Origin of the sequence: Jiangella endophytica, assembly GCF_003427025.1 — a bacterium.
Lineage (GTDB): Bacteria > Actinomycetota > Actinomycetes > Jiangellales > Jiangellaceae > Jiangella > Jiangella endophytica.
The window spans coordinates 501,471-522,736 of the sequence record NZ_QVAI01000003.1 but is presented as its reverse complement, the minus strand read 5'-3'; the positions used below and the strand labels follow the sequence as shown (position 1 = coordinate 522,736).

The following is a 21,266-nucleotide window of genomic DNA, read 5'->3' as shown; positions in this document are numbered from 1 at the left end:
GATCCCCTTGTGCGGTGCGGCGGTGGATGTTCTCTTGTGGGAGCGCGTCCGGAGAGCGACCGCGACCATGGCTGGTCACGGATCGAGGATCTCGCCGGTTGCGGTGTTGACGGCCGGGGCGGCCGGGCGCTCCGCCAGCGCATCGACCACCGCCTGCGCCGTCGCAGGACCGAAGCCGGGGACCTCCGCGATCTGCTCCATGGTCGCAGCTCGGAGCCGTTTCAGCGACCCGAACGTGGTCATGAGCGTCTTGCGACGCGTGGGGCCCAGCCCGGGCACGCCGTCGAGCAGGCTGTCGACCATGGACGTGGATCGGCGCTGCCGGTGGAACGTGATGGCGAACCGGTGCGCTTCGTCGCGGACCCGCTGCAGCAGATAGAGGCCCTCGCTGGTGCGCGGCAGGATGATCGGGTGGTCGGAGTCGGGCGGCCACACCTCCTCCAGCCGCTTGGCCAGGCCGACGACGGGGATGTCGCTGACGCCCGCCTCGTCCATGGCCTGCCGGGCGGCGTTGACCTGCGGCTGGCCGCCGTCGACGACCACCAGGCCGGGCGCGTAGGAGAACTTGCGCGGCCGGCCGGTCTCGGGGTCGATGCCGGGACGCAGCTCGGGCGCGGCGGCCGCGCCGTCAGGCGCGGCCTCGCCGTCAGGCGCGGCCTCGTCCTGGTCGGCCTGGTGCGACTCGCGCAGCCGGCGGAACCGGCGGGTCAGCACCTCCCGGATGGAGGCGACGTCGTCCGTGCCGCCCTGCTCGCCGCGGACGGTGAACTTGCGGTACTCGCTCTTGCGCGGCAGGCCGTCCTCGAACACCACCATCGAGCCGACCACCTCGGTGCCGGCCAGGTTGGAGATGTCGTAGCACTCGATGCGCAGCGGCGGCTCGTCCAGCTCGAGCGCCTCCTGGATCTCCTCGAGCGCCCGGCTGCGGGTGGTGAGGTCGCTGGCCCGCTTGGTCTTGTGCAGGTTGAGCGACTGCTTGGCGTTGGCGGCGACGGTCTCGAGCAGCGACCGCTTGTCGCCGCGCTGCGGGACCCGGATGTCGACCCGGCCGCCGCGCAGCTCGGCGAGCAGCTCCGTCAGCGCGGCCGCCTCGCCCGCGTCGTCGGGCAACGCCGGCACCAGCACCTCGCGCGGCACCGCCTCGCCGCCCAGCTCGCCGTAGAGCTGCAGCAGGAACCGCTCGACCAGCTCGCCCTGCGGCGCGTCGTCGGCCTTGTCGGCGACCCAGCCGCGCTGCCCGCGGACCCGGCCGCCGCGCACGTAGAACACCTGGACGGCGACCTCGAGGGCGTCGTCGGCCAGCGCGACGACGTCGGCGTCGGTGCCGTCGCCCAGCACGACGGCGTTGGCCTCCATGGCACGGTCGAGCGCGGCGATGTCGTCGCGCAGCCGGGCGGCCCGCTCGAAGTCGAGCTCCGCGGCCGCGGCCTTCATCTCCTTCTCCAGCCGCCGGACGTAGCCGGTGGTCTTGCCGTCGAGGAAGGAGACGAGGTCGTCGGCGATCTGCCGGTGCTCGTCGGCGTCGACCCGGCCGACGCACGGCGCGGAGCACTTGCCGATGTAGCCGAGCAGGCACGGCCGGCCGATCTGGCGGGACCGGTTGAACACGCCCTTGGAGCAGCTGCGCACCGGAAACACCCGCAGCAGTTGGTCGAGCGACTCGCGGATGGCCCACGCGTGGGCGTAGGGGCCGAAGTAGCGCACGCCGCGCTTCTTCGCCCCGCGCATGACCATGGCCCGCGGGTACTCCTCGTTCAGCGTGACCGCGAGGTACGGGTAGGACTTGTCGTCGCGGTAGCGGACGTTGAACCGAGGGTCGTACTCCTTGATCCAGGAGTACTCGAGCTGCAGCGCCTCGACCTCGGTGCGCACGACCGTCCACTCGACCTTGGCCGCCGTGGTGACCATGGCGAACGTGCGCGGATGCAGGGCGGAGAGGTCCTGGAAGTACGACGACAGCCGCGGCCGCAAGCTCTTGGCCTTGCCGACGTAGATGACCCGGCCGCGCGCGTCGCTGAAGCGGTAGACCCCGGGCTCGACCGGGATCGACCCCGGGGCCGGTCGGTATGTCGTCGGATCGGCCACGACTGACAGCCTATGACCTCGCACCGACAGCGGTGGCACCGTGACGTTCGCCGTGGGCGTGACCGAGCGGCCGACCGGCCATGTGCCGCGATGTGCCGACAATTCTCACACCTCCCTCGGCCGAATAGCGGAACAAATCGGAATCACCATGATCGGTTCGCCGGCCGGAACTATGTTCGGGGCACCTTCGAGACAGGGCGGGAGGCATGGAATGCCCACATCTGTGCGAACAGAGAATTTCGTCGACCAACTCGGCGATTCGTTCAGCCGACTCGGCTCCGACATCGGCGACTTCGTGCCGCGCCTGGTGGTCGCGCTAGTACTGCTGCTGGTCGGACACTGGATCGCGAAACTGATCCGGCGGCTGCTCACGGCCGGTCTGAACAAGATCGGCGCGGGTCGGCTGACCGAGGCCGCCGGCATCGAGAACACCCTGCGCCAGGCCGGCACCAACGGCGTCGCGCTGATCGGCCAAGTGGCCTATTTCCTCGTCTTCATCATCTTCGTGCAGATCGCGGCGGAAGTGCTGCAGATCCACGAGTTGACGTCGATGTTGAATCTGCTGATCGCTTATCTGCCACTGGTGGCCGTCGCGCTGCTGGTGCTGTTCGTGGCCGCCGCGATCGCGAATTGGGCGGCCAATGTCGTCCGGCCGTTCGCGGAGAGCCGCAACATGGCCTGGGTCAGCAGCGCCGTACGCATCGGCGTGTTGGTGATCGGGATCCTCGCCGCGTTCGACACGCTGAACTTCGCGCCGTCGGTGACGTCGAAGATCGAGAACACGCTGCTGCAGTACCTGCCGCTGGCGGTTCTGGTCGCGGGGACGATCGCGTTCGGCGTGGGCGGCATCAACACCGCCCGCGAGTGGTGGACGAAACTGTCGCCGTCGAACTTCGACCGGCCGATGGGCCGCGCCGCCACCGCGCCCTCGTATGGCTCGGCCGGGTCAGCGGCGCTCGCGGACCCGCCGGCCGATCCGCCCGGCCCGTCGCTCTTCGGCGACGAGCAACCACCGCCGACGGAGCCGAATCCGGGCACCTGACCCGGACGTCACACCCAGGCTCCCCTGACGCCGCACCCGGCCGCCGGTTCACCCCGTTCGCACCGGCCGGGTGCGGCCCCGTCAGCCCCTCCACAGCCGACCTCCCGTTGATCTTGGAGTTGTTCGGCCATCTATCCGACATATCGGACCCGTGGGCCGAACAACTCCAAGATCAACTTCGGGGGGACGGACGGGCCGCGGTGGCCGGGCCGCGGTGGCCGGGCCGCGGTGGCCGGGCCGACGGTGGCCGGGCCGACGGTCCCGGTGGTCGAGCGCGGTGGCGGGGCGCGCGGTGGCCGGACGCGTCAGCCGCGCCGACGACCCCGGTGCGCGGGCGCGGTGGCCGAGCGGGTCAGCCGAGCCGACGGCCCCGGTGGTCGAGCAAGCGCCGAATCCGGGCGCACAGCTGCTGCGGACGGGCGAGGTCGGCTCCGGTGACACGCACGACCTCCCAGCCGTGATCGCGCAGCACTTCGTCGCGGCCGATGTCCGCACGCCAGCGCCGGGCATTCACTCGGTGGACGTCGCCCTCGTACTGAATCGCGAGCTTCGCGTCCTCGTAGGCGAGATCCGGACGGCCGATCCAGCCGCCGCGTCCGTCCGACAGATCCGGGTTGACCGTGGGCTCACGCAGGCCCCCGGCCACGAGCACCAGGCGCAGCCTGCTCTCCTGCGGCGAGTCCACCCGAGCGCGGACCATCCTGGCCACCGACCGCACCCGGACGATCCCGCGCCGACGTCGCGCCGCGTCCGCCGTCTCCACCAGGCGGTTGCACGTAGTCAGCCCGCGCCGCACCATCGCGTCGCCCACCACGACCAGCTCGGTGTCGTCGAGCGTCCGTGACAGATCCAGCCACGTGCGCTCGGGGGTCGTCACCCGTACGCCGCGATACACCATCGCGTCGTCAGGACCGAGGCCCTCGTGTGGTTCCACCCCAGGCCGCCGCGGCACCGTGCCCGGCGGGACGATGACCTGCAGGTCGGCCGGCAGCTCGGCCGGGAGCTCCATCCAGGCGGCCGCCGTCGCTCCGTACAACGCGGCGTCAGCCGGCAAGGCCAGCAGCAACGCCCGCACGCGCCGGTCGTCGTCCATCTCGAGCTCGCGCGCGACATAGACACCGCGGTGCAGCCGGACGTACGCCGGGCCGCAGAGGCGATCCTTGCTGACGCCGGCGGCTCGAGCGGTGGCATAGGTGAACTCCGCGCCGGCGAGCCGTACGGGAACCGGCTGCGTCCGGCGGCCGGGGTCGTCTCGTCCATGCCGCACACTCCGACGTTCCCGGAATCGCGGCGCCGCCACCGCGACCGAACACCGGAATGTGGACAACCCTCGCCGCGACCCTCAGGTGTGGACAGACGCCCCGCCACCCAGCCACGTTGATCTTGGAGTTGTTCGGCTCACGGGGTCCGATTTGCCGGATAGATGGCCGAACAACTCCAAGATCAACGCCGATGGTCGCGGCGGTCAGCCGGCGAGGATCTGGTCGCCCTCGACGACGATGGCGACCTGCGGCAGCGGCTGCTCGGCCGGGCCGCGCGCGACCGAGCCGTCGGCGACGTTGAACTGGCTGCCGTGGCAGTCGCAGGTGATGAGGCCGTCGGCCACCGTGGTGACCGCGCAGCCCTGGTGTGTGCACGTGCTGCTGTAGGCAACGAACGTGCCGGCCTCGGGCTGGGCCACCACGACGCCGGGGACGTGCAGGACGACCCCGCCGCCCACGGGGACGTCGGCCGTGCCGGTGAGCGCCTCGCCGCCCGGCTCGCCCGCCGGGGTCGAGGCCTCGGAGGTCGGGTCGGCCGGTGTGGTGCCCTCGGCCGGCGTGGTGGCGTCGGCGCTCGGTTCGGTGGTGGCGGACGGCGCGCCGCCGGTGGTCGGCTCGTCGTCACCTCCCCCGCAGGCCGCCAGCAGGCCGGCGACGCCGACGGCGCCCAGACCCATCAGGGCGGTGCGGCGGCCGATGCAGTGGCCGCAGCCGGCATGGTCGCCGTCGGTCTCGCCGGTCGGGGTGGTTGCCGTCTGGTGCTGTGCCATCGATCGCCTCTCGGTGGTCCTGCGTGCGCCCGTCCCAGGGTTGTACGGACCAGCGGCCGGGATGGATTGCGCGCGCCGGTGGGCACGACCGTACCGCCGCCAGCAGCCTTGCGTCCCGGCGACCGATCGGGAGACCATCGCGCATGGTCCACCTCCCGCCGGCGGCCGGCAGGCATCCGCTGTCGGTCTCGCCGCCGGCGTTCGTGGGCCGTTCCCGCGAGGTGGCCTCGCTCCTCGACGCGCTGGCCCGGCCACCGGCGGTGGTGCTGGTCGAGGGCGAGGCCGGCATCGGCAAGAGCCGCCTCGTCCAGGAGGCGCTGACCGCGTCCGAGTCAGCGCCGCGGGCGCTGGTGTCGGTGTGCCCGGCGCTTCGCGAGTCGCTGACGCTCGGCCCGATCGTCGACGCGCTGCGCGAGGCCCGGCCACAGGTGGCCGGGCTGGGGCTGAGCGAGCTGGCCGGAGCGCTGCGGCCGTTGTTCCCGGAGTGGACGGCCGGCCTGCCGGAGCCGCCGGAGCCGCTCGACGACGCCAAAGCGGCACGGCATCGGCTGTTCCGGGCACTCGCCGAGCTGATCCGGACGCTCGCGGTCGAGCTGCTGGTCCTCGAGGACGCCCAGTGGGCGGACGAGGTGACGCTGGAGTTCCTGCTGTTCCTCACCGCCCGGCGTCAGACCGGCGGGCCGAACCTGGTGGTGACCTACCGGCCGGAGGAGGTCGGCGACCAGTCGCTGCTGCTGCGGCTGTCGTCGCGGCCACCGGCCGGCGGCACCCAGCTGCGCATCGCCCTGGCGCCGCTGGGCCGCGACGACACCGCGACACTGGTGTCGTCGATGCTGGACGGCGAGCCCATGTCGGACGAGTTCGCCGGTTTCCTGCACGAACGCACCGACGGCGTGCCGCTCGCGGTCGAGGAGTCGGTGCGCCTGATGTGCGACCGCGCCGACCTGGTGTTCCGCGCCGGCCAGTGGGTCCGCCTGAGCCTCAGCGACCTGCAGGTGCCGCCCACGGTCCGCGACTCCACCCGCGAACGGGCCGGACGGTTGTCGCCGACGGCGCAGCAGGTGCTGCGCGCCGCGGCCGCCTTGGCGGAACCGTCCGGCGAGGCGGTCCTGTCGGCCACCGCGGGGCTCGCGCCGCCCACGTGCCGCGCCGGCGTGGCCGAGGCGTTCTCGGCCGGCTTGCTGGACGAGGACGACCGCGGGCGGTGGCGGTTCCGGCACGTGCTCACCGCCACCGCGGTGTACGAGGCCATCCCGCGCCCTGACCGGCAGGTGCTGCACCTGCGCGCGGGCCGGGCGCTGGCGGACCACGATCCGCCGCCGGTCGCCCAGCTGGCCCGGCACTTCCGCGAGGCGGGCGACACCGCGCTCTGGGCCCGCTACGCCGAGAGCGCCGCGCGGCGCGCGATCGATTCCGGCGACCACACCACCGCGATCGTCCTGCTCGACGAGCTGCTGTCCGCGGCCGAGCTGGAGCCGCCGGACCGGTCCAGGATCGCGAGAACCGCGGCGGTGGCGGCGCTGGGCCGCCGCGAGCCCGTCGACGAGGTCTGGCACCGGCTGGTGCGGACCCTGCGCGCCGTGCTCGCCACACCCGGTCTCACCGACCGCCAGCAGGCGGAGATCCGCAACCCGCTCGGCCGGCTGCTGATCAACGGGGGCGAGGCCGAGGCGGCCCTCACCGAGCTCGAGCAGGCGGTGGCGCACCTCGACCACGATCCGGTCGAGGCCGCACAGGCGATGACCTACCTCGGCTGGGCCTACGCGGGGCCCTGGCCGGCCGCCACCCACCTGCGCTGGCTGCAACGCGCCGCCGGCCTCGCCGACGCCATCAGCTCCCCCGCCATCCGGTTGTCGCTCGCCGGCAACCGCGCGGCGGCGCTGCTGATGCTCGGAGAGGAGGAGGCCTGGCAGGCCGTCGCCGACGTCCCGTCCGTTGGTGACACGCCGGCCGAGCGGCAGGACGTGGCCCGCATCAAGGCCAACATCGGCACCGGCGCGCTGATGTGGGGCCGCTACCCGGAGGCGCGGCAGCATCTGGCGGCCGCCCTGGCCCTCGCCGAGGCCGAGCAGCTGGGCCGGCTCCGCTTCAACATCCTGCTCGAACAGGCCAATCTCGACTGGTTCACCGGGCAGTGGGACGAGCTGGAGCAGCGCGCGGCGGAGCTCGCCGAAGCCGACCGCGACCGGCCGGCCATCTACCTGGCCAGCGTGCGGCTGACGGCCCGGCTGGCCGCGGCGCGCGGCCGGTGGCGGACCGCCGAGGAGCAGTTCAGTCTGGTGCTCGACGAGGCGACCAGGCTCGGCGCGGTCGACGACACCGTCGAGCCGGCGGCCGCATTGGCCCGCCACCGGCTCGCGGAGCGCCAGCCCGCGCGTGCGCTCCGGGTGACCGACCGGCCGATGGAGACGGTCGAGACCAAGGGCGTCTGGGTGTGGGCCACCGACCTCGCGCCCGCCCGGGTCGAGGCGCACCTGGCCGCCGGTGAGCCGGAGCCGGCGGCCCGGCTGACCGAACGGTTCGCGACTGGATTGCGGGGGCGCAACGCCCCGGGCCCGCATGCCGCGCTGACGGCCTGCCGGGCCCTGCTCGCGGCGGCCGCCGACGACCACCTGACCGCCGCGGACGGCTTCGCGCTCGTGGCCGAGCAGTGGGACGCGCTGCCGCGGCCGTACGACGCCATGCTCGCCCGCGAACGACAGGCGCGGGCGCTGCTGACGGCCGGCCGGAGCGAGCCGGGGCTGGACCTGCTGGCGCGGACCTACGAGCAGCTCTTCCGGCTCGGCGCTCGCGGCGATGCGGACCGCGTCGCCCAGCGGCTGCGCGAGCACGGCGCCGAGGTGCCCCGTCTGTGGCGGGGCGGCCGGCGCGGCTACGGCGACCGCCTCTCGCCCCGCGAGCTCGAGGTCGTCCGCCTGGTCATCGCCGGCAAGACGAACCGCGAGATCGGCCGCATCCTGACCAAGTCGCCGGCGACGGTCGACCAGCAGCTGCGCTCGGCGATGCGCAAGCTGAGGGTGTCGTCGCGGACCGCTCTCGCGGTGACCGCGGTGGAGGCCGGAGTGTTCTCGGAGGAACCCTAGGGTCTCCGGATCAGGTTGATTGACGCATCCGCAGGATAGCGACGGCAGGGCCGGCCCCGCAGCATGAGCCCATGACGGATGCCACCGGGACAGCGGATGTCTGAGCGCCCCAGCTCGGCATGTGACGAGCCCGGCTCCGATGCCCCGCAGGACCCCCAGGGCGAGCCCGGCCACGGCGACGACGCCGGTCGGACCGGGGCCGCAGAACCCGGCCGCGGCCGCCGGGACCCGTACCAGCCCCTTTAGGGACACCGTGCCGGGCACTCCCGCTGGCCGAGCTACGGAGAGGACACCCCCCGATGAGACTCATGGCCCGACTGCTGTCGCTGGCGCTGCTGGCCGGCCTCACCCTCACGGCGCCGCCGGCGTCGGCCGCCGAGCCGGGCGCGTCCGGACCGGACGACGACGCCGCCCCGGCCGACAAGATCGAACCGGAGCTGCGGCGGACGCTCGAGACCGACGACGCGACCGACTTCTGGGTCCGGTTCGCCGACCGGCCGGACCTGACGCGGGCGCGGCAGATCGACGACTGGGCCGAGCGCGGCCGGGCGGTCCACGACGCGCTGCGCGCGTCGGCCGAGACGGCCCAGGCGGACCTGGTCGCTGAGCTCGACGACCTGGGCGCCGACTACGAGACCTACTGGGTGACCAACGCGGTCCTGGTTCGGGACGGCACGGCGGACCTCGCGACCAGGCTGGCGGGCCGGCCCGCCGTCGCCGAGATCGTCGAGACCACGGAGTTCGCGCTGGAGAAGCCGCCCGTCGCGGAGCCCGCGGGCGCCACCTCGAACGCGATCGCGGCCGCGGACGGCCCCGAGTGGGGCATCCGCGAGATCAACGCCGACGACGTGTGGGCCACCGGGATCACCGGCGAGGGCATCACCGTCGCGAACATCGACACGGGTGTGGACGCCGACCACGCCGCGCTCCGCGACACCTACCGCGGCTTCGACGCGGCGACCGGAGCGTTCGACGACGACTACAACTTCCTCGACGTCGACGGCGTCTGCCCCGACGGTGCCGGTCCGTGCGACCGGTTCGACCACGGTTCGCACACGATGGGCACCGTGGTCGGCGACGACGGTGACGGCAACCAGATCGGGGTCGCCCCGGGCGCGCGGTGGATCGCGGCCAACGGCTGCGACTCCTGCTCGGACGTCGCGATGATCGCGTCCGCGCAATGGATGCTCGCGCCGACCGCCGCGGACGGCAGCGACCCCGACCCGGCCCGGCGCCCGCACGTCATCAACAACTCGTGGGGGTCGGAGGCGCCGACCAACGCGCCCTTCATGGAGGACATCATCGCGGCGTGGGATGCCGCCGGCATGTTCTCCGTGTGGTCCAACGGCAACGCGGGCCCGGCCTGCGAGACCGCGGGCTCGCCGGGGTCGCGGACGCTCACCTATTCGGTGGGCGCGTACAGCGAGAACGGCGCCATCGCCGGCTTCTCGTCCCGCGGCCCGGGCCAGGACGGCGAGATCAAGCCGAACATCGCCGCGCCCGGTGACGACGTCCGCTCGGCGATGGGCGACGGGACGTACGCCGTCAAGGACGGCACCTCGATGGCGGCTCCGCACGTCACCGGCGCCGTCGCGCTGCTCTGGTCGGCCGTTCCGGCGCTCGTGGGCGACATCGAGAGCACCCGCGCGCTGCTCGACGAGACGGCGCACGACGTCGACGACACCACCTGCGGCGGGACCGCCGACGACAACCCCACTTGGGGCGAGGGCAAGCTGGACGCGCTCGCGCTGGTCAACGCCGGGATCGCCGCGGGCGGCGCCGGTCAGCTGTCCGGCTCGGTGACCGACGCCGACGGCGCGCCGATCGCGGGCGCCACCGTCACGGCGGACGGCGTGCACTCGCGCTCCGCGACGACGGACGCGGACGGCGCCTTCTCCATCCAGCTCCTCGCGGGCGACTACGAGGTCACGACGACGGCGTTCGGCTACCTGCCGGCCACGACGGACGCCGTCGTCGCCGTCGACGAGGAGACCACGATCGCCGCGACCCTCACGACCGCGGCGCGGCACGACGTGACCGGCACGGTCGTCACGTCCGAGGGCGACCCGGTCCCGAACGCGGACGTGACCGTCGAGAACACCCCGCTGCCCGCCGTCCGCACCGGCGCCGACGGCACCTTCACGTTCACCGGCGTGCCGGTCGGCGACTACCGGCTCGGCGTGCGGCCGAACGCCTGCTTCTCCCCCACCACGGCGGCGCTGACCGTCGACGGCCAGGAGTCGGTGACCGTCCCGGTCGAGCTCGTCGTGGACGGCGGCGGCTACACCTGTGCCGTGTCCCGGGGCGAGCACCGCCAGGGCACGGAGAAGGTGAGCTTCCCGTCCGGCGTCTGGGCCGACGTGGCGATGCCGTTCCCCGTCCCGCTCTACGACGAGTCCTTCGACACCCTGGGCGTGGGGCTGCGCGGCCTGATCGCGCCCGAGACGTCGGGGTCGGCGGCGGTGCTCGCCTTCAACACCGGCCGCCCGCTGCAGATCGACGACCAGGGCGGCGTCTACACCGCGCGGACCACGGTGGACGGCGAGGACGCGTTCGTGGTCGAGTACCGCGACGTGATCGTCTGGGCCGAGGACTTCTCCGGCGCGAACGCGCGGATCACCTTCTCCGTCACCTTCACCCGATCGGGAACGGTGATCGTCGCGTACGGCGACGGCGTCGGCGGCGACGAGCCGCTCAGCGCCGGCACGACGGCCAGCACCGGCATCCACGGACCCGGCGACCTGCCCGGCATCCAGTTCTCGGCCAGGACCCCCGTGCTCGAGGACGGGCTGGTCATCACCTACGACCTGCCCGACTTCGGCTACCTCGACGCCGCGGTGGTGGACCGGAACGACGGGCTGCCCGTGGCCGGCGCCCAGATCTCGATCGCGGACGACGGCGGCGTGGTCGAGAACTTCACCACCGACGCGACCGGGGCGTTCCACCGTCAGCTCCCCACCGGTGACTACACGATGACCGCGGCCGCGCCGGGCTACGGCACCGAGACGTACGAGTTCACGCTCGCCGAGCTCTACGCGTCGGCCGAGGTCGACGCGCAGCTCAGCACCGGCGTCGGCGACCTCACGGTCGACGGCCTCGACGCCGTGCTCGGCGTCGACCAGCGCGGCACCGGGTCGCTGACCGTGACCAACACCGGCTCCGCCCCGATCACGTTCGACCTGGGCGAGGTGGCCCGCCATCCGGAGTTCGACGCCCAGGAGGTCGTGACGCGCACCGTCACCGGCGCCGAGACCAGCATCGACCTCGCCCGCTGGTCCGCGGACGCGCCGGCCGGGCACGAGGCGTCCGACGCGGACGCCGCCGCCGGGGACGCGGCCGGCTCGGAGGCGTCGGACACCATGGGCACGCTCTCCGGCGGCGACGTCCTCGCGAGGTTCACCCCCACGTCCAGCGGCGATCCCGCGCCGACGGGCCTCGGGTACGACGGCGACGTCTGGGTGCACGACTACGACGCGGAGACCAACACCGCCTACACGGTGACCGGCCGGTCGGCGGGGAAGGAGTTCGCGGCGCGGTGGAACCCCGACTACAAGGCGTTCGACCTGGCGCTGGACACGCTGACGGGCGACATGTGCCAGATGGAGGACAGCCCGCACAGTTACATCCACTGCTTCGACCGCGAGACGGGCGAGAAGACCCGGGAGATCAAGGGTGACTGGTCCACGGTCCAGTTGACGGGCCTCGCCTACGACGCGGGCCGCGACGTGTTCTACGTCGGCGGCCGGCGCAACGGCCTGATCGGCACGGTCGCGGGGACGTCGCACGAGACGCCCGGCGAGCTGCTGTCCTTCTGCGCGCCGCCGCTGCCCCAGGTCATGGGCCTGGCGTACAACGCGGCGTCGGACACGATCTGGTACTCCGACCGGGCCAGCGCCCGGAGCCGGCTGCTGCAGGTCGACCCGGCCGACTGCTCGTTGATCAACGCCTGGTGGTTCCCGGACCCGAAGCCGAACCAGGGCGGCGGCCTCGCGACCGACGTGTCCGGCGCCCTGTGGGCCACGGACCAGATCGCGAACGAGGTGCTGCTGGTCGACGTCGAGGACGACCTGGTCACCGACCTGCCGTGGCTGTCGCTGTCCGCCACCGGCGGCACCCTCGCGCCCGGTGAATCGACGACGGTCGACGTCGCCCTCTCCACCGAGGACGCCGAACCCGGCGTCCTCGCCGCGAACATCCTCGTCACCTCCGACGCGGGCCGGCAGTCCAAGCAGTACGTGCCCGTCACCGTCACGACCACCGAGTACCAGGTCGCCGTGAACGCCGGAGGCCCGTCGTTCACCGACGGCGCCGGCTTCACCTGGGCGGCCGACCAGGCGTACGCCGAGGGGTCGTGGGGCTACCAGGGGGCGTCGAGGACGATCTCCACCAGGTCCGGCGTGGACGGAACGGCCGACGACGCCCTGTTCCAGGTCCAGCGCACCACGCCGCGGCCCGACCTGACCTACGTGTTCGACGACGCGCCCGCAGGCGCCTACGTCGTCGATCTGGGCTTCGCGGAGATCGACCGGGTCGACGCCGGCACGCGGGTCTTCGACGTCCTCGTCGACGGCGTGGTGACGCAGTACGCCTACGACATCGCCGGAGCTGTCGGCACCGGGACCGCGGACGTCCGCACCCACGTCGTCGACCATCCCGGCGGTCCGCTGACGGTCGAGCTCAGGGGCTCGCGCGGGCGGCGTGGGCCGAGCATCGCGGCCCTGCGCGTGACGCTCGACCCGCGCGGCGCCGAGGAGCCGCCGGGACCCGGGGATCCCGGCGAGGAGGAGCCGGAGGAGGTGCAGGTGGCCCCCGCCGGGCGCTCGTACACCCAGGAGGTCACGACCGGCCTGTACCGCGAGGGCACGACCAGGACGAACTGGACCGGCACCTTCGGCTGCGGCGTGCTCTGGTTCACGTTCGACTTCCCCTTCTACGACACGACCTGGGACGGGGTGTGCGTGTCGCCGACCGGCATGCTGACCTTCGACCGCAGCCGGACGATCGCGGTGAACACCGATCTTCCGACCAGCGGCCGAGGAGCCGACGCGATCTATCCGTTCTGGGACTACCTGGCCGTCGACGCCGCGGCCGGCATCTACGTCGGCGTCACCGAGGTGGACGGCCTGCGCGCGCAGATCATCGAGTACCGCGACGTCACGTTCCGGGACGCGCCCGGGGAACGGGTGAGCTTCTCCGTCACCCTCGTCGAGGACGGGCGCATCCAGATCGGCTACGCCGGCGGGGCCGGCGGCGAGAATCCGCTGACCAGGGGTGCGTCGGCGACGATCGGGGTGGAGGGCCTGAACGGGGCCCCCGCGCTGGTCTACTCCTACGACGAGCCCGCGGTGAGCGCGGGCATGGGCCTGGAGTACACGCTCCCGGCGTCCGGCACGGTCGAGGGCGCGGTCACCGACGCGAACGACGGCGAGGCGGTCGCCGGCGCGGTCGTCACGCTGACCGCACCCGACGGGCGCGCCCGCACGGTCACCACCAACGAGCAGGGGCTCTGGAAGGCGCAACTGCTGCTCGGCGAGCACACGGTGGAGGTCTCGGCGCCGAACTACGTCGCGACGGCCGACACCGTCACCGTCACCGAGCGCGGGCAGGCCGAGACGCTCGACCGGGCGCTCACCACGGGCGTCGCGGAGGTCTCCGGCGCCGAGCTGGACTGGCTGCTCGGCCCGGACCAGCAGGCCACGGCCGAGCTGACCGTGACCAACACGGGCTCGGCGCCGCTGACGGTCTCGGTCGCGGAACGGGCCCGTGGCGACGCGGCCGCCGGCCTGCCATGGCTCACCCTCGCCGGCGATGCTGTGGAGGGGACCACCGAGCTCGCAGTCGGCGAATCCACGACCGTCACGGCCGCGGTCGACACCTCCGATGCCGCTCCCGGGCTGCTCACCGGCGACGTCCTCGTGTCATCGGACACCGGACGGAACCCGGACCAGCTGGTGCCGGTCACGCTGGCGTCGTCGGCGTATTGGGTCGGGGTCAACGCGGGCGGCGCGGCCTTCACCGGCGCCGACGGCTTCGCGTGGTCCGCCGACCAGGCGTGGTCGGACGGCTCGTGGGGGCACGTCGGCGGCGACGCCGACACCACTCGCGCCGGCATCGCGGGCACCGAGGACGACGACCTGTTCCGCACCCAGCGCAGCGCGCCGACCTTCTCCTATGTGTTCGACGACGCCCCCGCCGGCAGCTACGTCATCGAGCTCGGCTTCGCCGAGATCGCCGAGGTCAAGCCGGGCATGCGCCGGTTCGACGTGCTGGTGGACGGCGAGGTCGTGCTGTACGAGCACGACGTGCGGGCGGAGGTGGGCGCGCTCACCGCCGACACGCACACCGCGACCGTCGAGCACCCGGGTGGCGACCTGACGGTGGAGCTGATCGGCGCGACCGGTGGGCGCGACGCGATGGTCAGCACGCTCAAGGTCCTGGAGGACCCGCATCCCTGACGGGTGCGAACGACCCGTGCGGCAACGGCGTCTCCGGCCGGGCAGGCCGGAGACGCCGTGCCGCGTCAGACTCCGAGGATGTCTTTGAGGAACGCGCCGGTGTGCGACGCCTCGACCTTGGCCACCCGCTCCGGCGTTCCGGTGGCGACGACGGTGCCGCCGCCGGTGCCGCCCTCGGGGCCCATGTCGATGATCCAGTCGGCGGTCTTGACGACGTCGAGGTTGTGCTCGATGACGACGACGGTGTTGCCCTTGTCGACGAGTCCCTGCAGCACGCCGATGAGCTTGCGGATGTCTTCGAAGTGCAGGCCGGTGGTGGGTTCGTCGAGGACGTAGATGGTCTTGCCGGTGGACCGCTTCTGCAGCTCGGCCGCGAGCTTGACCCGCTGCGCCTCGCCGCCGGACAGCGTGGGCGCCGGCTGGCCCAGCCGCACGTACCCCAGCCCGACCTCCTTGAGCGTGCGCAGGTGCCGGGCGATGCGCTCGACCGGGGCGAAGAACTCCGTCGCCTCCTCGATGGGCATCTCAAGCACCTCGGAGATGCTCTTGCCCTTGTAGTGCACCTCGAGGGTCTCGCGGTTGTACCGGGCGCCGTGGCAGACCTCGCACGGCACGTAGACGTCGGGCAGGAAGTTCATCTCGATCTTGATGGTGCCGTCGCCGGAGCACGCCTCGCAGCGGCCGCCCTTGACGTTGAAGGAGAACCGGCCCTGCTGGTAGCCGCGGACCTTCGCCTCCTGCGTCTCCGCGAACAGCTTGCGGATGACGTCGAAGACGCCGGTGTACGTGGCCGGGTTGCTGCGCGGCGTGCGGCCGATGGGCGACTGGTCGACGTGCACGACCTTGTCGACCAGGCCCATGCCCTCGATGCGCTTGTGCCGGCCCGGCACCGCCCGGGCGTTGTAGATCTCTTTCGCCAGCGAGGTGTAGAGGATGTCGTTGACCAGGGTCGACTTGCCCGAGCCGCTGACGCCGGTGACGGCGACGAAGCAGCCCAGCGGGAAGCTGACGGTGACGTCCTGGAGGTTGTTGGCCCGCGCCCCGACGACCTTGAGCGCGCGGTCCTTCGTCGGCGGGCGGCGCACCGCCGGGATGTCGATGCGCTTCTTCCCGGACAGGTACGCCCCCGTCAGGGAGTCTTCCTGCGTCAGGAGGTCGTCGACGGTGCCACTGACGACGACCTGGCCGCCGTGCTCGCCGGCGCCCGGGCCGATGTCGACGACCCAGTCGGCCACCTTGATGGTGTCTTCGTCGTGCTCGACGACGATGAGGGTGTTGCCGAGGTCGCGCAGCCGGATCAGCGTCTCGATGAGCCGGTGGTTGTCGCGCTGGTGCAGCCCGATGGACGGCTCGTCGAGCACGTAGAGCACGCCGACCAGGCCGGAGCCGATCTGCGTCGCGAGCCGGATGCGCTGCGCCTCGCCGCCGGCCAGCGTGGCCGACGCGCGGTCGAGGCTGAGGTAGTGCAGGCCGACGTCGACGAGGAACTGCAGCCGCTCGTTGACCTCCTTGAGCACGCGGGCGGCGATCTGCTCCTCGCGCTCGGACAGCGTCAGGGTGCGCAGGAACTCGGCGCACTCGCCGATGGGCAGCGCCGCGACGTCGGCGATGCTCCTGCCGCCCACCGTGACCGCCAGGACCACCGGCTTGAGCCGCGCGCCGCCGCAGGCCGGGCACGGGACCTCGCGCATGAAGCCCTCGAACCGCTCGCGGCTGGCGTCGGACTCGGCCTCGGCGTAGCGGCGCCGCACCCACGGCAGCACGCCCTCGTAGGACGTGTAGTAGGAGCGCTCGCGGCCGTAGCGGTTGCGGTAGCGGACGTGCACCTGCTCGGGGTGGCCGTGCAGGACGGCCTCGCGGGCCTTCTTCGGGAGCTTCTCGAACGCGACGTCGGTGCGGAACCCGAGCGCTTCGGAGAGCGCGGTGACCAGCCGGTCGAAGTACTCGGACGTGTTGCCCGGCGCCCACGGGGCCAGCGCGCCGTCGTCGAGGCTCTTGGACGGGTCGGGGACGACCAGTTCTTCGTCGACCTCCATGCGGGTGCCCAGGCCGGTGCACTCGGGGCAGGCGCCGAACGGCGAGTTGAAGGAGAACGACCGCGGCTCGAGCTCCTCGAACGACAGCTCGTCGTAGGGGCAGTACAGGTGCTCGGAGTAGACGCGCTCGCGGTGGTCGTCGTCCTCGGGCAGGTCGACGAAGTCGAGCGTGACCAGGCCGCCGGACAGCCGCAGCGCGGTCTCGACGGAGTCGGTGAGCCGGCGCTTGGCGGACTCCTTGACCGCCAGCCGGTCGACCACCACCTCGATGGTGTGCTTCTCCTGCTTCTTCAGCTTCGGCACGTCGGTGAGCTGGTGGACCGTGCCGTCGACCCGCGCCCGGGAGTAGCCCTGCGACCGCAGCGTGCGGAAGAGGTCGGCGTACTCGCCCTTGCGGGCGCGGACCACCGGCGCCAGCACCTGGAAGCGGGAGCCGTCCTCGAGGTCGAGCACCTGGTCGACGATGGACTGCGGCGTCTGCCGGCCGATGGGCCGCCCGCACTCGGGACAGTGCGGATGCCCGGCCCGCGCGTACAGCAGGCGCAGGTAGTCGTAGACCTCGGTGATGGTGCCCACGGTGGAGCGCGGGTTGCGCGACGTGGACTTCTGGTCGATGGAGACCGCCGGCGACAACCCCTCGATGAAGTCGACGTCGGGTTTGTCCATCTGCCCCAGGAACTGCCGGGCGTACGCCGACAGCGACTCGACGTAGCGGCGCTGGCCCTCGGCGAAGATGGTGTCGAAGGCCAGGCTGGACTTCCCCGACCCGGACAGCCCGGTGAACACGATGAGCGCGTCACGCGGCAGGTCGAGGGAGACGTCTTTGAGGTTGTGCTCCCGTGCGCCGCGGACCACCAGGCGGTCGCTGACGCGGGCGGCGGTTCGTTCGGTCATGAGGTCCCGTGGACTCCGGTATCGGTGGTGGTGCAGTGGACAGACGTACGGTTCATTGCATCGTACGGGGCGGGTCCGACAAGGTCGCTCGGACGAATGGTCCGGGACCACCAACTCAGTCGCCGCGACGGCCGATGACGACTAGGTTCGAACACGTGCCCACCGTGAACGCCGAACCGATGTCCCATGATTCCGGCGGTGACTCCCCCGCCGGACCGGTGACCGCCGCGACCGAGCGTCTCATCGCCACGGCCGCCACGCTGGACGACGCTGACCTGGCCGCGTCCAGTCTATGTCCCGGCTGGACGCGTGCCCACGTCCTCACGCATGTGGCCCGCAACGCCGACGGATGCGCCAACCTGCTCGCCTGGGCGCGCACCGGACGCGAGAACCCGATGTACGCCAGCCGCGAGTCCCGCGCCGCCGACATCGAGGCGGGCGCCCGCCGTCCCGCCGCCGACATCGTCGACGACCTGCGCATCACCGCCGACCGATTCGTCCGCGCCGTCATGGAGATGCCCGACGACGGCTGGGAGCGCCAGGTGCGCGGCGGTCCCGCCGCAAGCGGCGATCCGCTGCCCGGCCGGCGGGTGCTGTGGCTGCGGCTGCGCGAGCTCGAGGTGCACCACGTCGACCTCGGCACCGGTTACGGACCGGCCGACTGGCCGGCCGCGTTCGTCCGCCGCGCGCTCGACGAGACGGTGCGCGCGTTCGGCCGCCGCGAGGACGTCCCCGCACTCACGCTCGAGATCGACGACGCCGGCGTCGAGCACCTGGGCGCCGAGGCGCCCGTCACCGTCGGCGGCGACCCCGCCGAGCTGCTGAGCTGGCTGATCGGCCGATCCGACGGCGCCGCGCTGCGGGTCCAGCCGGCCGACCGGCTGCCGGCGCTGCCGTCCTGGCTGTGACCATGTACACCGGCCACGTCGCCCCCGGCGGTGTGCCGGGCGTGCACGAACTGGCCCGGCTGGTCGTCACGAAGGCGGTGGTGGGTCCGCTGTCGTCGAACGTCTACGTGCTGCGCGACCGCTTCGCCGGCGACGAGCTGCTGATCGACGCCGCCGCGGAGCCCGCGCGAGTGCTGGCGCTGTGCGGCGAGGGGCCGCTGCGCTACGTCGTCACGACCCACCGGCACGCCGACCACTGGGGCGCGCTGGCCGAGGTGGCGGCGGCGACCGGCGCGGTCACGGTGGCGCACGCGGCCGACGCACCGGCCATTCCGGTGCCGACGACGCTGGCCGCCCACGACGGCGACCGGCTGACGTTCGGCGACGTGTCGGTCGAGCTGGTCCACCTGACCGGCCACACGCCCGGCGGCCTCGCCGTCCTGTACGACGACCCGACCGGGCCGCCGCACCTGTGGACCGGCGACTCCCTCTTCCCCGGCGGCGTCGGCAAGACCCACTCGGCGGACGACTTCACGTCCCTGCTCGACGACGTCGAGGCGAAGCTGTTCGACCGACTGCCCGACGAGACCTGGGTCTACCCCGGCCACGGCGACGACACCACGCTCGGCGCCGAACGTCCGCAGCTGGCCGCCTGGCGAGCCCGCGGCTGGTAGTGCCGGCCGCCTGAGCCGGGCCGCTCGCGGCCGGCTGGTCCTGGCGCCTGAACCGCGACGCCCCTGGTTGGTGGTCCCTGTCCGCCCGAACCGCGACGCTCGTGGTTGGTGGTCGCGGCCGCCCGAACCGCGACGCCCGCGGCCGGCTGGTCCCTGTCCGCCCGAACCGCGACGCCCCTGGTTGGTGGTCGCGGCCGCCCGAACCGCGACGCCCGCGGCCGGCAGGCCCGACCACCCGAACCACGACGCCCACGGCCGGTGGTCCCGGCGCCCAAGAGGTGACGACGCGGCCGCTGGTCTGCGTCGTCGCCACGGCTGCGCACTCCCGCGCGCCCCGGCGTCGGCGAGTGTGTCGGTGCCCGTCCCTAGGGTGGGGGCCCTCCCTCACGGGGCGGGGTACACCTCCAGGACGCCGCGTGAGGTCACGCACGCTCGGCGCCGAACGTCCGCAGCTGGCCGCCTGATGGGCCGGCGGCCCGGCGGGTCGGCGGGTCGGCGGGTCGGCGGCTGAAGGTCCCGGCGCGACGGGCCATCACGAGGCGTTCTCCCGCATCACCAGGCATGCATTCCTGGTAGAGCGGGAGAACGCCTGGTGTCGTACCCGATCCCCGGGCACACCGCGCCCCACCACCGACAAGCGGACGCACCAAGCGGTCGTACCTAGCAGACGCACGCAGCGGGCGCCCGGCCGCCGTGGCCGGACGCCCGCTACGTGGTCGAGTCGGGGTCGAGTCGGTCAGGAGGAGCGGTCGGCGGTGTCGTCGGCACGCTCGCCGTCGACGACCTCGACCCCGTTGTCCGAGCCGGCCGAGCCGGCCGAGCCGGCCGAGCCGGCCGAGCCGGCCGAGCCGGCCGAGCTGTCCGAGCCGGCCGGGCCCTCGACCTCGTCGTGGGCGGTGCCGGCCGAGTCGCCCGCCTCGGCGGCCTTGCGGTCGTCGCGGCGGGATTTGAGCAGGCTGAGCACGGTCGTGACCAGCAAGGTGCCGATGATGACCGACAGCGACAGCCAGATGGGTACCTCGGGCACGTTGTGGAACGGCTCGCCGCCGTTGACGAACGGCAGGTTGTTCTCGTGCAGGGCGTGCAGGACCAGCTTCACGCCGATGAACGCCAGGATGACGGCCAGGCCGGCGGACAGGTAGACCAGCTTCTCCAGCAGGCCGCCGATGAGGAAGTACAGCTGCCGCAGGCCCATCAGCGCGAAGATGTTCGCGGTGAAGACGATGAACGCCTCCTGCGTGAGGCCGAAGATGGCCGGGATGGAGTCGACGGCGAACAGCAGGTCGGCGGAGGCGATGGACAGGAAGACGATGACCATCGGGGTGTAGACGCGCTTGCCGTTCTCGCGGATGCGCAGCTTGACGCCGTGGTACTCCTTCGTCATCGGCAGCACCCGCTGGGCGCGCCGGACGAACGCGTTCTCGTACTCCTCGTCGTGCTCCTCGTGGTGGACCTGCTGGTTGGCCAGCTTGACGGCGGTGTACACGAGGAACGCGCCGAAGATGTAGAACACCCAGGCGAACTCGTTGATCAGCGCGGCGCCGAGCAGGATGAACACACCACGCAGCACGATGGCGGTGAGGATGCCGAACATCAGCACCGACTGCTGGTACTTCCTGGGCACCCGGAACTGGGCCAGGATGATGACGAAGATGAACAGGTTGTCGACGCTCAGGCTGTACTCGGTGAGCCAGCCGGCGAAGAACTCGCCCGACGCCTGACCATGGCCGACGAACCCCAGGACGATGCCGAACACCACGGCGAGCCCCACGTAGAACCCCACCCACAGGCTGGCCTCGCGCATGGACGGGGCGTGCGGGCGACGGGTGACGATGAGGAGGTCGGCGATGAGTAGCAGGATCAGAACGACGAACGTTCCGACTTCGAACCACACGGGCAGGTCCAACACGAAGACAGAGTCCTCTCCGGTGAGCAGACCGCACAGCGGGCGCTGTGCGCAACCGGAGGTCTCGTCCGCCCAGGATCACCGGGCCGGAGGCACCGGGAGGCTCCCCGGTGTAGGGAGCATCCGTGATGACGATGCCACCGCGTCGGGATTACTCCCCTCCACGCTGTCC

10 protein-coding genes are annotated in these 21,266 nt (G+C 72.6%); 5 read left to right on the top strand and 5 right to left on the bottom strand.

Annotated elements, in window-relative coordinates:
- Positions 1–75 precede the first annotated feature (75 nt).
- Positions 76–2,085: an excinuclease ABC subunit UvrC gene (uvrC, locus tag DZA62_RS09235; RefSeq protein WP_116948545.1), complete on the bottom strand. Its 2,010-nt coding sequence runs from the start codon at positions 2,083–2,085 to the stop codon at positions 76–78.
- Between the two features lie 211 nt (positions 2,086–2,296).
- Between uvrC and DZA62_RS09230 the strand changes: the two genes are divergently transcribed.
- Entirely contained in the window at positions 2,297–3,127 is an 831-nt protein-coding gene (locus DZA62_RS09230; protein ID WP_198663573.1) for a mechanosensitive ion channel family protein, read from the top strand.
- Between the two features lie 352 nt (positions 3,128–3,479).
- On the opposite strand, the gene DZA62_RS09225 is transcribed toward DZA62_RS09230, so the two are convergent.
- Both DZA62_RS09225 and DZA62_RS09220 read right to left on the bottom strand, forming a co-directional pair.
- The gene (locus tag DZA62_RS09225) at positions 3,480–4,394 is read right to left on the bottom strand and encodes an endonuclease domain-containing protein (RefSeq protein WP_116948543.1); all 915 of its coding nucleotides are present in this window, start codon (positions 4,392–4,394) and stop codon (positions 3,480–3,482) included.
- Between the two features lie 198 nt (positions 4,395–4,592).
- On the bottom strand, positions 4,593–5,159 hold the full coding sequence (locus DZA62_RS09220) for a QcrA and Rieske domain-containing protein (RefSeq protein ID WP_116948542.1): 567 nt from the start codon (positions 5,157–5,159) through the stop codon (positions 4,593–4,595).
- Between the two features lie 143 nt (positions 5,160–5,302).
- Between DZA62_RS09220 and DZA62_RS09215 the strand changes: the two genes are divergently transcribed.
- Both DZA62_RS09215 and DZA62_RS09210 read left to right on the top strand, forming a co-directional pair.
- On the top strand, positions 5,303–8,242 hold the full coding sequence (locus tag DZA62_RS09215; RefSeq protein WP_116948541.1) for a helix-turn-helix transcriptional regulator: 2,940 nt from the start codon (positions 5,303–5,305) through the stop codon (positions 8,240–8,242).
- A 299-nt stretch (positions 8,243–8,541) separates the two neighbouring features.
- Complete coding sequence (locus DZA62_RS09210) at positions 8,542–14,697, top strand: carboxypeptidase regulatory-like domain-containing protein (RefSeq protein ID WP_116948540.1); 6,156 nt, start codon at positions 8,542–8,544, stop codon at positions 14,695–14,697.
- A gap of 65 nt (positions 14,698–14,762) precedes the next feature.
- Here the strand turns inward: DZA62_RS09210 and uvrA are convergent, their stop codons facing one another.
- Complete coding sequence (uvrA, locus tag DZA62_RS09205) at positions 14,763–17,627, bottom strand: excinuclease ABC subunit UvrA (protein WP_116948539.1); 2,865 nt, start codon at positions 17,625–17,627, stop codon at positions 14,763–14,765.
- Between the two features lie 179 nt (positions 17,628–17,806).
- On the opposite strand from uvrA, the gene DZA62_RS09200 reads away from it, so the two are divergent.
- A complete protein-coding gene (locus DZA62_RS09200; RefSeq protein ID WP_116948641.1) occupies positions 17,807–18,535 on the top strand; it encodes a maleylpyruvate isomerase family mycothiol-dependent enzyme in 729 nt (242 codons plus the stop codon).
- Between the two features lie 2 nt (positions 18,536–18,537).
- Positions 18,538–19,188 (top strand): MBL fold metallo-hydrolase, encoded by a 651-nt coding sequence (locus DZA62_RS09195; RefSeq protein WP_116948538.1) that lies wholly within the window; start codon positions 18,538–18,540, stop codon positions 19,186–19,188.
- Between the two features lie 736 nt (positions 19,189–19,924).
- On the opposite strand, the gene DZA62_RS09190 is transcribed toward DZA62_RS09195, so the two are convergent.
- Positions 19,925–21,094 carry a TerC family protein gene (locus DZA62_RS09190; RefSeq protein WP_116948537.1) on the bottom strand — a complete coding sequence of 390 codons (1,170 nt, stop codon included), beginning with the start codon at positions 21,092–21,094 and terminating at the stop codon, positions 19,925–19,927.
- Positions 21,095–21,266 lie beyond the last annotated feature (172 nt).

Coding starts and splice junctions, on each gene's coding strand:
- DZA62_RS09230 (WP_198663573.1), top strand. CDS start 2,297: ATGCCCACATCTGTGCGAACAGAGAATTTCGTCGACCAACTCGGCGAT.
- DZA62_RS09220 (WP_116948542.1), bottom strand. CDS start 5,159: ATGGCACAGCACCAGACGGCAACCACCCCGACCGGCGAGACCGACGGC.
- DZA62_RS09215 (WP_116948541.1), top strand. CDS start 5,303: ATGGTCCACCTCCCGCCGGCGGCCGGCAGGCATCCGCTGTCGGTCTCG.
- DZA62_RS09210 (WP_116948540.1), top strand. CDS start 8,542: ATGAGACTCATGGCCCGACTGCTGTCGCTGGCGCTGCTGGCCGGCCTC.
- uvrA (WP_116948539.1), bottom strand. CDS start 17,627: ATGACCGAACGAACCGCCGCCCGCGTCAGCGACCGCCTGGTGGTCCGC.
- DZA62_RS09200 (WP_116948641.1), top strand. CDS start 17,807: ATGTCCCATGATTCCGGCGGTGACTCCCCCGCCGGACCGGTGACCGCC.
- DZA62_RS09195 (WP_116948538.1), top strand. CDS start 18,538: ATGTACACCGGCCACGTCGCCCCCGGCGGTGTGCCGGGCGTGCACGAA.